Consider the following 12,296-nt stretch of genomic DNA (forward strand, 5'->3'; position numbering starts at 1 on the left):
CCGTGAGCTGGCCCACCCAGCCCGGACCGCCTGACGACCGAGGGCTGACGAGCGGCCACGGACCGCAGGACCCGCGCCCCGGCGACGTCGCACCCACCGGCCCGCCTCCGGCGTACCCCTCCCCCACACGCCCACCGGCGCAGCCGTTCACCCCGGTCCCCTACGGGCAGGGCGCCACCCCCGCCCCGAAGGAGGTCGACCGGTCGTTCCCGATCCGCATGTGGACCGCCACCGGCGTCATCGTCGTCCTGCTGGGCATGTTCGGCCACCGGGCGACCTCGCGGTGGGGGGAGTTCGGCCTGTTCGTCGGCGGTTTCGTGCCGCTGGTGTGGGGCGTCGTGGCGCTGTTCCGCAGGCGCCCGGGCGCGGGGGCCGTCGCGATCGCCGCCGGCCTGGCGATGATCGCGTACGGCTTCGTGAGCGTGCCGGGCTGATCGCCCGCAGCGGCGCGCTCGGACAACACCGGGACAACAGCGTCCCGGGCCCGGACAACACCGGGACCGGCACGGACAACACGGGCACCAACACCTGCCCGCTGGGATGGGACCAGTCCACGAACCGGCCCGAGGAGGTCCCATGTCCACCACCGCCCTGACGCTCGAGTGGGAGCGCCTGACCGTCACGCTCGTCCCCACGGTGTGCGGCTGGTCCCGTCGCCACGACGCGCTCGCGGGCTGCGTCACCGGTGACGACGTGCTCGCCGCACTGTCGCGCAGCAGTGACGCCACCCTCCGCGCACTGCTCGCGGAGGACCGGGCCGGCTGTCCCCATGCCGCCCGCGTCGTCCTGCAGGGGCTGTTGGGCCGCATCACCGCGGCGGCCCACGCCGACGGACGGGCGCCTGTCGACGACTACGTCGCCCAGCTCTGGCTGGAGATCCGTGCCGCCGAACACGTTCGCCGGGGCATCGCCGCCGCGCTGGTCCGCCGGGCCGTCGCCGCGGTGGCCAACCAGCACGACGGGCCCCCACCCGCCGACGGCCCGGCACCGGTCGACCTGCGCGCCCACCGCGTCCTGCGGGCCGCCCGCGAGCTCGGCCTCATCGACGACGAGACCCTCGTCCTTCTCGCCGGGGTGTACGCGGAGGGCCGGACCAGCCACGAGGTCGCCGCCGCCCGGGCCGTGACGCCCGAGGTGGTGCGGCGCCGCTGCTCCAGGGCCGTACGCCACCTCGCCGCCCACCGCGATCTGCTGCTCGCGGCCGCCTGAGCGGTGGCGACCGCGTACGATCTGCGGGTGACCAAGCGCAGCCAGTGGCAGGACAAGATCGACGCCGACCCCGAGCACTCCCAGCGGTACGCCCAGCGGTGGCGCGACATCGCCGCCTCGGGCCAGGACATCGTCGGCGAGGCCCGCCTCGTCGACGCGATGGTCCCGCGCGGTGCGCGCGTGCTCGACGCGGGCTGCGGCTCGGGTCGCATCGGCGGCTACCTCGCCGCCCAGAACCACCAGGTGGTCGGGGTCGACCTCGACCCCCACCTGATCGACGTGGCCCGCGCCGACCATCCGTCCGCGCGATGGTTCGTAGGCGACCTCGCCGAGCTCGACCTGCACGCCCAGGGGTTCGACGGCTTCGACGCGATCGTGTGTGCGGGCAACGTCATGACGTTCCTCCACCCCGACACCCGCCGCGAGGTGCTGCGTCGCCTGGCGCTCCACCTCGCCCCCGCCGAGGGAGACACCCCCGCGGGCCGCCTCGTGGTCGGGTTCGGCCGGGGCCGCGGCTACGAGTTCCAGGACTACCTCGACGACTGCGCCCACGCGGGCCTCGAGGTCCAGGTCGGCCTGTCCACCTGGGACCTGCGCCCCTTCGACGCCGACTCCGACTTCCTCGTCACCGTCCTCGGCCGCGCCTGAGACCCCGGCTCCCGGGCGGGCTCCTCGCTCCGGCCGCAGGCGGCCTCCGCCCGGAGACCAGGACGGGGATTTCGGAGCAGGTCTCGTCCCGACCGCGCGTCAGGGCAGCGAGCCGTAGACTTCTCACCCGATGACCCAGCAGCAGTGGCGTGACCGCACGCAGTGGCCCCTCCTCGGCGCGGCCGTGGCGTTCGTCCTCGCGTACACGTTCCAGGTGATCGCGAACCTGCAGGGGCCCGCGCGGACCGCGACCCAGGCCGTGCTGGCGGTCACGTGGCTGGTGTTCGCGATCGACTACGCGGTGAACCTGCGGCTGGCACCCAACCGGCTGAAGTGGTTCCTCAAGCACCTCCACGAGCTGGCGTTCGTGCTGCTGCCGGCGCTGCGCCCGCTGCAGTTGCTGCGCCTGGTCAGCCTCATCACGGTGTTCCAGCGCGCGGCCGGGCGGGCGCTGCGGGGCCGGTTCCTCGTGACGGCGATCCTCACGGCGGCGACCATCTGCTACATCGGCGCCCTGAGCGCGCTCGACCTCGAGCGCAACGCCCCCGAGGCGACACTGACCACGTTCCCCGAGGCGCTGTGGTGGGCCCTGACCACCCTGATCGGCGTGGGCGAGCTGCGCACCGTCACTTGGCCCGGGCGCGCGGTCGCCGTGGGCCTGATGATCACCGGCATGGCCCTGTTAGGCGCCATCACGGCCTCGCTCGCCTCGTGGCTCGTCGACGAGACCGACGACGAGGACGACGAGGAGCGCGAACGCATCACACGCGAGAAGGTCTCCGACCTCCACGACGAGGTACGCGAGCTCCGCGCACTCGTCGAGCAGATGCACCGCCAGCGTCGCTGACCCGACACGCCGCAGGGGCACGAGGTGGAAACATCCGGCCCGCTCGAGGCAGCCCGCCGCCACCGGAGTGCCTACGGTCGTGGTGTTCCCCTCAGGAGGTCGCACCGTGAAGCCCCGCACCCGAGTCGTCGCCCTCGCCGGAGCAGCCGCGCTCGCTCTCGGCGGCACCATCGCCACCTCGTACGCCGCGCCGCGGTCGGCGTACCCGGATCCGGTGCAGAAGTACGTCGCTCACCCGCAGGGGTTCGACGACGCCGCGGAGGTGCGCGTCGTCGGCGGTGAGGTGCGTTGCAACGTCCAGCTCCAGACCGTCGAGCAGGGCACCGTACGCGTGACGGTCCGCAAGGACCTGGCCCCGCTGGTCGACGAGCTGCTGCGCATCACCGAAGAGGTGCACCACTACAAGCTGAAGAAGTCCGAGACCGGCGGCTATAACTGCCGCTTCGTCCGCGGCTCCACGACGACGCCGTCGAACCACTCCTACGGGCGCGCGGTCGACCTGAACTGGAACTCCAACCCGATGGGCAGCAAGTTCGTCAGCGACCTGCCGCCAGAGGTGGTGAAGGTCTGGACCGAGCACGGCTTCTACTGGGGCGGCCACTACAAGACGCGCCCCGACGCCATGCACTTCGAGTACGTGGCGCCGAAGTCGAGAATCGCCTCGTACGTGACCTCGGCCAAGAAGATCGGCGCCCCCGCCCAGCCGAAGCCGACGACCACGGCGAAGCCGACGACCACGGCGAAGCCCACGACCACCGCGAAGCCCACCACCACCGCGAAGCCCACCACGACCGCGACCGCGACCGCGAAGCCCACCACCACCGCGAAGCCGACAGGCACGACCTCTGCGAGCGCACGGCCTTCGCTGACCGCCAAACCGCCGGTCCGTCCCTCCACCACGCCGACGTTCCTGACGCCGCCCCCGCGCCCCACGAACACTGCGCGTCCCACGAACCCTGCGCGCCCCACGAATACTGCGCGCGCCACGAACACGCCGGGCCGGCCCATCGTGACGGCCACGCCGAGCGTCCAGCCCTCGCGTACCGCCACCCCCAGGGCGACAGAGACTCCTGTCGACCCGCCGGTCGAGACACCCGTGACGACTCCGACGGAGCCGCCCGCAGACGTCCCTGTCACCGACACCCCCGTGACCGACACCCCCGTGACCGACACCCCCGTGAACGACGCGCCGACCGGCGACGCACCCATGGACGACGTGGCCACGGACGACGAGACCAGCCCGGGCACCGAGGTCGACTCGAAAACCGCCGAGGGCGGCCTGGCCGACACGGGTGCAGACGACCTGGGCGCGCTCGCGCTGGGGGGCGTCACCCTGCTGGTCGGTGGGGCCGTGCTGCTGCGTCGCCGGTCCTGAGCGGCGACGCGTACCGGAGGGTTCCACCCCGGTGAGGTCTTGATCGCGCGGGACGATCCCGTAGCGTCGAGCCCATCGCGATGCGATCCACGGTGCGGACGGGGGCGTCCGCGCCGGTGGGGGGACTGGCCCGGTGCCGGAGGGGGCTCCGGCACCGGGCTCCGCCCCCCTGCCGCCGGCGCTCCGGCCCCGCCCGCCGAGAGCCCTCCCGCAAGATGACGCCATGTCGTGAGCACGCCGTCTCGTTGCGCTGCTCCGGGGGCCCCGCGTGGCAGACTGGCAGGCGATCTCCGGGCGTACGCGGCCCGGCCCCAACCCCAGGACGGTGACGTGAGCTCGACCCCGACGAAGGCCGACCAGGCCGGCGAATCGGCTGAACGGCCGGGCGTCTACTTCCACTTCGGCCCCCACCGCAACGGCCTCCCGCCGATGCGGAAGTACGTGGCCGACCTGTGGGCACGCCGGGAGTTCGCCTTCGAGCTGTCGCGGTCGAACATGCGGGCCACGAGCTCCGACACGTTCTTCGGCCAGCTGTGGCTGGTGCTCAACCCGCTGCTGATGGCGGGCGTCTACTTCCTGCTCGTGGGCATCCTGTCGAACCGGGCCACCGCCCATCCCGAATACTTCGCCCACCTGACCACGAACCTGTTCGTGTTCACGCTGGTCACGACCTGCGCCAACGCGGGCGCCACGTCGGTCACCACGGCGGGCAAGCTGATCCTCAACACGGCGTTCCCGCGCCTGCTGATCCCGCTGGGCGCCGTCCACACCGCGTTCTCGCGGTTCCTGCCCACGCTGCCGGTCACGCTGGTCATCCTGCTGGTGACCCAGGGCATCCACTGGACGCCGAAGATGCTGCTGGCGTCCTACTTCCTGCTGATGATGGTCCTGTTCGGCGCCGGGCTGGCCGCGTTCTTCGCGACGATGCAGGTCTACTTCCGCGACACCAACAACTTCCTGCCGTACTTCATCCGCATCTGGACCTACCTGTCGCCGGTGCTGTGGACCGTCGACCTGCTCCAGCGCGGCGACTGGATGCACCAGCTGGCGTCGCTGAACCCGGCGTACTCGATGCTCGGCGGCTACTCGTCGCTGCTGCTCCACGGCGTCTTCCCGGCCTGGCAGACCTGGGTGGTGGCGACCGCCTGGGCGGTGGGCACGTTCGTCGTCGGGTCGCTGTTCTTCATCTCGAGGGAGCGTGAGTTCGCTGTCCGCATCTTCTGAGCACGAGCCGGTCATCGGCGGTCCCGCGCCCTACACGGGGCGTACGCGCACGACTCGCGACGGGTTCACCCTCGAGCCCGACCGCACCGACCTCGCCGTCCGCGTGCAGAACCTGTCGATCACCTACAAGACGACGTTCGAGAAGCGTCCGACGCTGAAGCAGGCCGTCGTGCGCTTCGGCCGCGGCACCCGTCAGGTCCACACCGTCGAGGCCCTCAAGGACGTCTCGTTCGACGTGAAGCTCGGCACCACGATGGGCGTCATCGGCGCCAACGGCGCCGGCAAGTCCACGCTGCTGCGCGCGCTGGCCGGCATCCTGCCGCCCACCTCGGGCCACATCGAGACCTGGGGCAAGGCCTCGACGATGCTCGCCCTCGGCGTCGGGTTCAACGCCGCCCTCACCGGCCGCGAGAACATCCTCCTCGGCGGCCTCGCCGCGGGCTTCACCAAGCAGCAGGTACGCGACCGCACCGAGCAGATCGGGCGCTGGGCCGAGGGCGACACCGACTCGTTCATCGACCGCCCGATGCGCACCTACTCGTCGGGCCAGAACGCGCGCGTCGGCTTCTCGGTCGGCGTCCACATGGACCCCGACATCCTCATGGTCGACGAGGCGCTGTCGACGGGCGACGCCGGCTTCCGCGAGCGCGCCGCCGCCAAGCTCGAGGAGCTGCGCGAGCGGTCCCGCGCCATGTTCTTCGTGTCCCACGGCCTGTCGTCGGTCAAGGAGCTGTGCGACGACTGCATCTGGCTCGACCACGGGAAGCTCATGATGCGCGGCCACCCCGACGAGGTGTGCGAGGCCTACCTCGACTTCCTCCACGTCAAGGGCGACCGCGAGGACTACCGCTCGGAGGAAATGTAGGTCAGAGCCTGAACCACTCGGGAGGGACCCGCGGCTCACACGCAGGTTCCTCGAGGGAAGCGAGCACTTCGCGGGCCACCCACGGCGCATCACGCACGGCAGATCGCAACTGCTTCTCACGCCATCGGGCGCGCCCTTCGGCGAGTTTCTGGAGAGCAGAATTCCGCTCGATCGAGGGCTCGATCCGGAACTCGTGGATCAGGAACTCCACCAGGTCTTCGACGCAGGGGCGGAATCGTGTGCCCCCAACAGGGAAATGAAGATCAGTGATGTCGGGGACTCCTGATCGCTCGCTGCTTCGAGTCGTTCCACGCCCTGCTCCCAACATGAGCTCCTGCAATTCGGGATGGTTGCCGTGGACTTGGATGTGCGCCGCCGGTTGCGTTCCCGATTCCTTCTCCCTGTCGTATTCGTAGCGAAAAACCGGACGCCTCCCGGGAACGGGCATGACCCGCAACTGGGACTCCACCACCCGAAGGTGCTCATCCGTTCGATCTCGAGTCAACTTGTAGAGAAGCTGCAGCGACAAGATCTGCTTGCCACCTGCCAGGAGGACGAGACCTTGCTCGTCCTCCTGTCTGATCAACGCCTCGCCTGCGTCCAGGTACGGCCTGATGTCCATGCGAGGCGCCGTACTCGTGACCACAGAGAGGGTGTCGGACAACTCGTCTGCAAAGGCCTGGACGGCTTGGACGAAATCCGTCCCCTCGCTCATCGCTCGCGGAGGAGCCACTCCACACCCTCGATGTCATCAAGAAGTGTGCGCTCTCGGGCGTCCAGCTCATATCGATCAGCCGCCGCGCGGAGGTCCTCCAGCGACCGACCCGCTCGCCGCAGGAGGTGATCCCTGTGCTCGCACAGTTCGCTGCGATTCATCAGCGTGGTGGTTGAAGTCGTCGTGACGTCCTTCGTCATGTCCCCTCCTCACTTCCTATGATGCACGCTACGCACAGCCACCGACATCTCTGGTGCGCACGATCGGAGAAGCCGGCGTACGCGGGCCTGCTGCAGGCTGGTGGCCATGGACACGAACCCCGCCCACCCGACCACCACCCCGCAGGACGTCGCCGCCGCGTACGTCTCCGCCGTGGACGCCTGCGACGCCGAGGCGATGCTCGCGCTGTACGCCGACGAGGCCGTCGTCCTGGACGCCTTCGCGTGGCGGCAGGACCGCCGCGGCTGGGACGAGCAGACCCGCGCCTGGCTCGGCGGGATGCAGCGCTCGCTCGGCCTGCGCACCGAGAACCTCGTCGTCACCGTTGCCGGGGAGTCCGACGTCGCCGGCCTGTCGATGGACGTCCTGTACGCCGGGGTCGACGACACCGGCGAGGAGCACCGGCTCTGGAACCGGCTCACCTGGGTGCTCGTCCGCACCCCGCAGGGCTGGCGCATCGCCCAGGAGCACACGTCGGTGCCGCTGCGCATGGCCGACCTGGGTGCCGACCTCAGGCCCGTGGACTGACCCGCCCCGAGACCATCTCGACGACCAAGGAGAATCACTCATGACCACCGCACGCACCTGCCTCTGGTTCACCCCCGAGGACGCCGAGAAGGCGATCGACCTCTACACCTCGCTGATCCCCGAAACCCGCGTCGTCGAGACGACGACGTTCGAGAACGCAGACCAGCCGGACGGCCAGGTCCGAGTCTGGACGCTCCAGATCGCCGGTACGCCGTTCCAGATGATGGCCTCCGCCCGCCCGCAGGGGTTCACCATGGCCCACTCCATGTGGCTGGTCGTCGACGACCAGGCCGAGCTCGACCGCGTCTGGGACGGCTTCCTCGCCGCGGGCGGCAACGAGCTCGCCTGCGGGTGGATCGTCGACCCGTTCGGCCTGCAGTGGCAGGTCCTGCCGCGGGTCTGGGAGGAGCTGACCTCCGGCGACCAGGCCCGCGCCCAGCGCGTGGCCGAGGCGCTGTGGGGCATGGTCCGCATCGACGTCGCCGCGCTCGAGGCCGCGGCGCGCGGCTGACTCAGCCCCGCGCGGCCACCGGGTCCGGCTCGGCCCCGGCGGCCCGCGCGGGCGTACGGCGCCAGCGGCGTCCGCGCGGCACTGTCGCCACGAGCACGCCGGCGAGCACCAGTGCGAGGCCGGTGGCCTGCACCGGGCCGAACCGTTCACCGCGAACGAGCACGCCGAGCAGCGTGCCGACGACCGGGTTGAACAGGCCGAGGATCGACACGGTGGCGGCGCGGAGGTTGCGCAGGCCGTTGAACCAGACGAGGTAGGCGATGCCGGTGCCGAACAGGGCGAGGTACGCGTACGCGAGCACGTTCGTCAGGCTCAGCGCCGGCGGTGCGCCCTCGACGAGCAGCATGACGGGGACGACCATGAGACCGCCGAACAGCAGCTGCCAGGTCGTGAGCGTCATCAGGTCGGCGGGCGGCTGCCAGCGCTTGACCAGCACGAGGCCGACGGCCGACATCAGCATCGCGCCCGCGGAGGCGCACAGGCCGATCGGGTCGGGGTTGCTCACGCCGCGCAGCACGAGCAGGCCCACGCCGACGAGGCCGATGAGGGCGCCGGAGACGTTGCGGCGGCGTACGCGCTCGTTGATCAGGACGGCGGCGAGGAACGTGATGACCAGTGGCGAGCTGGCGGCGATGGTGGAGGCGAGGCCGCCCGGCAGGCGGTAGGCCGACAGGTAGATCAGCGGGAAGAACGCGCCGATGTTCAGCGCGGACAGGGTGAGCACGCGGAGCCACCAGCCGCGCGGCGGGAGCCGGCGTACGAACAGCAGGAAGACCAGCCCGACGGGCGCGGCGCGGAGCACGGCCGCGAGGAGGGGGCGGCCGGGCGGCAGGAAGGTCTGGGTGACCACGTAGGTGCTGCCCCAGGCCATGGGGGCGAGCACGGCGAGGGCGCCGGCCGCGAGCGGGGACTGTTTCGTTTCCACGGAAGAGAGAATGCCTTCCAAGGAAGATATATTCCAAATCTGCCGCTAGGATCCCTCCCCATGGAGGATGCCGTCGACCGCGTGCTCGCCCAGTGGCGCGAGCAACGTCCCGATCTCGACCCCGCACCGATGGGGATGATCGGCCGCGTCCACCGCCTCGGCGAGCTGCTCGAGCGCGAGCTCCGCCCCACCTTCACCGCCGCCGGGCTGAGCGACGGCGAGTTCGACGTGCTGGCGACGCTGCGCCGCCAGGGCGACCCCTACCGTGCGACACCCGGCCAGCTGAGCAGCCAGCTCATGGTCACCTCCGGCGCGGTGACCAAGCGCATCGACCGCCTCGTGGGCGCCGGGCTCGTCCGGCGCGACACCTCGTCGACCGATGGGCGCGGCCGCGAGATCTCCCTGACCTCCGAGGGTCTCGCCCTCATCGAGCGCCTCGTCGAGGAGCACCTCGCCAACGAGCACCGGCTCGTCGCCGCGCTCGACGACGACGACCGCGACCAGCTCGTGGCGATCCTGCGCCGCTGGCTCAACGCGGTGGAACGCTGAGCAGGGTCAGTGCCAGCCCCGCTCCGCGACGGGATGGACCAGCAGCAGGCCTCACGCACCTGTCGGGAGAGCTCGACGGCGTCCCTGACGGCGGACCAGAACACGACCCCGCCCCCAGCGTCATCGGCGGATCTCTGCAGGGAATTCCAAGAACGGGATGAAGTCCTCCCATGACTTCCGCCACATCGCGACCATGGCCGGATACTTCACCTGCCAGCTGACGTGCGACGGGCGTTCGCCAGAGCCCTCAGGGCAGGGCTGTCGTGGCCGCTGTAAAGCAGCATCTGGGCGGCCTTGACTTGGGAGGGGCGTACGCGGATGACGCGTCTCGGTCGGCGCGCGGCGCCGTTTTCAGGCGACGCGGCTCCAGTACTCTCACCGGCGATGATCTTGGTGGCGCTCATGCTTCCTCCTCCTCATCGAGTGTACGTGAGCGTAGGCCGTCGCGGGAGTCCCGTATCCTCTCGCCCCCTTGGTCGTCCTCCCCCAAGTCGCCCTCCTCCACATCGTCGGGGCCTTCGAGCTCGAAGATGTCGTCCCCGCTGAACTCATCGATCTCCTCGTCGACCAACGAGAAGACGATCGCGTCGATCATCTCGGCATCTGGCGTGGTCAACTTGTTCTCGGACTGGATCGACTTCAACGCCGCCAACCCGAGATCAGCCTTGCGCTCCTCCTGGTCACCAGCCAGTTCTGCGGCCCACCGGATATTGCGCAGCAATTCGGCTCGCTGCTCCGCCCTACGCGATTGGACGCTGCTGTAGATCAACACACCCTGGGTGACGAGCACACCGAGCAGCGCGAGCAACCCCACGACCAGCGCCGTACTGAGAGGAAGGACCATGGCGGGCTGCTCAATCATGCCTCGATCCTCTCGCGTTCAGTGGATGTAGGAACTCCGCCACGGCGTCAACACCATCACCAGCGCCGTCACGAACTCAACCCGAGCCAACCAACGCGACCACACGCTCCACAGACACCGCAGAGCCACAACCCTGCACCCCATAACCCACGGTCGAACCTCACAAAACACCGAGGACTGCGCGGTAGCTCTACCGGAGGGGGAGGTGGGACCGATGGTAGAAGTCGTAGAACCATTTCCAGTGGGCAGGCGGGTCGTAACGGACGGCCTCGAGGGTGGGGTCCTGCATGATCCGCTCGATGAGCTCAACAGAGCCGCTCACGTAGTTCGACTGGTCTTCATAAGCCCCGGCGATGTACCACCGTCCCGCGGGGTCCCAGATCGACATCGGAATCGGCCCGTTCTCCAGCAGATCACGCAACCTCACCATCCCCGAATCAGTGCGGAACTCATCGATCCGGTCAAGCATCGTCATGCAAGGGTCGAAGAATCCCACCTCGACATCAAGGTCTTCAATCTCTCCGAGATCGACCAGATGGGTGACGACACGCTCCAACATCTCCACCGGCATCGCGCCCTCCGGGGGCAGCCACAGCGCCTGGTCACCAGTCAGATCCCAGACGAACTCCCCCCATGGATCGGTATCCATCGTCTCCGGGAGAGACAGGCCGGAGATCCTGCCGACCTCCGCCCAGGTCATCAGATCGCCCGTCTCCATGCTGCGATAGGGCTGCAGGACGAAGGCACTTTCGCCACCGGGGATCGGATAGAACGGCAGCCCGTACCAGTCGAAACCGTCTTTACGACCGGGGTAGTGGGCTGTCGCGTCGATCGGCCACATCCCGCCGTGATGCTCTTTCGGGCCAGTTGGATCATTTGTTGTATCGGATTTTGACATCTAGGCCATTCCCCTTATTTTGAATCCTGATGCTGGGACGAGAGGGGGGCCGGACCCCTCCTTCACCCATCCTCGTCCCGCTGTAGTCGGTGTACGCGATTCGGCGCCCATCTTTCAATATTAGGATACGAGCCTTCCCGGAGGAGTACTCCTCTAAGCCGTATTCGTCACGCAACTTCTCAAAGTCTTTTACAGCCTGCTCTTCCCCCCGTCTTTTTCGTATTCCTTGTGGGACTTGGCGCTATCTTTTGACTGAGGGGAAGCGCTGGCGGAGTCAATCAGTTCATCGATTCCGTCGTCGACTGAATCCTTTGCACTGGCAGACGAGGCGGCGTTATTGAGCGCTTCTCCGATGCCCGGCGCCGCCTTCTCGGGTCTGTCAGATTCTTTGTGTAAGTGAGGTTGGTCAGTTCAGACCCAGGCGGTCGCCGTAGGTCAGTGACAAGATGTTGAGAATGTTCTTCCAACCGGAGACCTGACCGGTCGGGTTGGGGCGGTTGGGTTCCTTGTGGCGGATCGACAGGTAGAGGACCTTGAGTGCGGATTCCTCGTCGGGAAAGTGGCCGCGTCGACGGGTGGCGGCCCGGAACCGGGCGTTCAGCGACTCGATGCCGTTGGTGGTGTAGATGATCCTGCGGATCTCGGGCGGGAAGTCCAGGAACGGGATGAACTCCTCCCACGACCGGCGCCACATCTGCACCATGGCCGGGTACTTGCCCTCCCACGCCTGGGCGAAGGCCTCGAACTCGTCGGCGGCCACGTCGGGGTTCGGTGCCACCTAGACCCGCTTCAACGCGGCGGTGATCTTCGACCAGTCCGCCTTCGACGCATACCGCAGGCTGTTGCCGATCAGGTGGACCACACAGGTCTGCACCACCGCTTCCGGCCAGATCGCGGTGATCGCCGTGGGCAGCCCCTTCA

At 69.0% G+C, this 12,296-nt stretch carries 16 protein-coding genes and 1 pseudogene; 10 read left to right on the top strand and 7 right to left on the bottom strand.

What is annotated here, in order from left to right:
- The first annotated feature begins 2 nt into the window (after window positions 1-2).
- The 7 genes from ACYVGD_RS14290 to ACYVGD_RS14320 all read left to right on the top strand — a co-directional run bounded on the left by ACYVGD_RS14290 (window position 3) and on the right by ACYVGD_RS14320 (window position 6,168).
- Window positions 3-434: a hypothetical protein gene (locus tag ACYVGD_RS14290; protein ID WP_460744446.1), complete on the top strand. Its 432-nt coding sequence runs from the start codon at window positions 3-5 to the stop codon at window positions 432-434.
- A gap of 142 nt (window positions 435-576) precedes the next feature.
- Window positions 577-1,209, top strand: a complete 633-nt coding sequence (locus tag ACYVGD_RS14295) for a hypothetical protein (protein ID WP_460744447.1) — start codon at window positions 577-579, stop codon at window positions 1,207-1,209.
- 27 nt (window positions 1,210-1,236) lie between these two features.
- Entirely contained in the window at window positions 1,237-1,857 is a 621-nt protein-coding gene (locus tag ACYVGD_RS14300; protein WP_460744448.1) for a class I SAM-dependent methyltransferase, read from the top strand.
- A gap of 130 nt (window positions 1,858-1,987) precedes the next feature.
- A complete protein-coding gene (locus tag ACYVGD_RS14305; protein WP_460744449.1) occupies window positions 1,988-2,704 on the top strand; it encodes an ion channel in 717 nt (238 codons plus the stop codon).
- Window positions 2,705-2,810: 106 nt separating this feature from the next.
- Window positions 2,811-4,079 (top strand): M15 family metallopeptidase, encoded by a 1,269-nt coding sequence (locus ACYVGD_RS14310; RefSeq protein ID WP_460744450.1) that lies wholly within the window; start codon window positions 2,811-2,813, stop codon window positions 4,077-4,079.
- Between the two features lie 330 nt (window positions 4,080-4,409).
- On the top strand, window positions 4,410-5,303 hold the full coding sequence (locus ACYVGD_RS14315) for an ABC transporter permease (protein ID WP_460744451.1): 894 nt from the start codon (window positions 4,410-4,412) through the stop codon (window positions 5,301-5,303).
- A complete protein-coding gene (locus tag ACYVGD_RS14320; protein ID WP_460744452.1) occupies window positions 5,278-6,168 on the top strand; it encodes an ABC transporter ATP-binding protein in 891 nt (296 codons plus the stop codon). The genes ACYVGD_RS14315 and ACYVGD_RS14320 overlap by 26 nt, the downstream gene beginning before the upstream one ends.
- Before the next feature lies 1 nt (window position 6,169).
- On the opposite strand, the gene ACYVGD_RS14325 is transcribed toward ACYVGD_RS14320, so the two are convergent.
- Together ACYVGD_RS14325 and ACYVGD_RS14330 are read right to left on the bottom strand one after the other, a co-directional pair.
- Window positions 6,170-6,790, bottom strand: a complete 621-nt coding sequence (locus ACYVGD_RS14325; RefSeq protein ID WP_460744453.1) for a hypothetical protein — start codon at window positions 6,788-6,790, stop codon at window positions 6,170-6,172.
- An 89-nt stretch (window positions 6,791-6,879) separates the two neighbouring features.
- Window positions 6,880-7,083, bottom strand: coding sequence for a hypothetical protein (locus tag ACYVGD_RS14330; RefSeq protein WP_460744454.1), 204 nt, complete (start codon window positions 7,081-7,083; stop codon window positions 6,880-6,882).
- Window positions 7,084-7,189: 106 nt separating this feature from the next.
- Here ACYVGD_RS14330 and ACYVGD_RS14335 point away from each other — a divergent pair, with 106 nt between their 5' ends.
- Window positions 7,190-7,630 carry a YybH family protein gene (locus ACYVGD_RS14335; RefSeq protein WP_460744455.1) on the top strand — a complete coding sequence of 147 codons (441 nt, stop codon included), beginning with the start codon at window positions 7,190-7,192 and terminating at the stop codon, window positions 7,628-7,630.
- A 40-nt stretch (window positions 7,631-7,670) separates the two neighbouring features.
- Complete coding sequence (locus ACYVGD_RS14340) at window positions 7,671-8,141, top strand: VOC family protein (RefSeq protein WP_460744456.1); 471 nt, start codon at window positions 7,671-7,673, stop codon at window positions 8,139-8,141.
- Window position 8,142: 1 nt separating this feature from the next.
- On the opposite strand, the gene ACYVGD_RS14345 is transcribed toward ACYVGD_RS14340, so the two are convergent.
- The gene (locus ACYVGD_RS14345) at window positions 8,143-9,066 is read right to left on the bottom strand and encodes an EamA family transporter (RefSeq protein WP_460744457.1); all 924 of its coding nucleotides are present in this window, start codon (window positions 9,064-9,066) and stop codon (window positions 8,143-8,145) included.
- A gap of 60 nt (window positions 9,067-9,126) precedes the next feature.
- Here ACYVGD_RS14345 and ACYVGD_RS14350 point away from each other — a divergent pair, with 60 nt between their 5' ends.
- Window positions 9,127-9,615, top strand: a complete 489-nt coding sequence (locus ACYVGD_RS14350; protein WP_460744458.1) for a MarR family winged helix-turn-helix transcriptional regulator — start codon at window positions 9,127-9,129, stop codon at window positions 9,613-9,615.
- A gap of 206 nt (window positions 9,616-9,821) precedes the next feature.
- On the opposite strand, the gene ACYVGD_RS14355 is transcribed toward ACYVGD_RS14350, so the two are convergent.
- From ACYVGD_RS14355 to ACYVGD_RS14370, 4 genes and pseudogenes are all read right to left on the bottom strand, one after another.
- A complete protein-coding gene (locus ACYVGD_RS14355) occupies window positions 9,822-10,019 on the bottom strand; it encodes a hypothetical protein (RefSeq protein ID WP_460744459.1) in 198 nt (65 codons plus the stop codon).
- Window positions 10,016-10,477, bottom strand: a complete 462-nt coding sequence (locus tag ACYVGD_RS14360) for a hypothetical protein (protein WP_460744460.1) — start codon at window positions 10,475-10,477, stop codon at window positions 10,016-10,018. Before ACYVGD_RS14360 ends, ACYVGD_RS14355 begins: the two co-directional genes overlap by 4 nt.
- Before the next feature lie 190 nt (window positions 10,478-10,667).
- Window positions 10,668-11,318 (bottom strand): hypothetical protein, encoded by a 651-nt coding sequence (locus tag ACYVGD_RS14365; RefSeq protein WP_460744461.1) that lies wholly within the window; start codon window positions 11,316-11,318, stop codon window positions 10,668-10,670.
- 463 nt (window positions 11,319-11,781) lie between these two features.
- Window positions 11,782-12,296: pseudogene (locus tag ACYVGD_RS14370) on the bottom strand (IS256 family transposase); the annotation flags it as partial.

The organism is Mariniluteicoccus endophyticus (assembly GCF_054780035.1).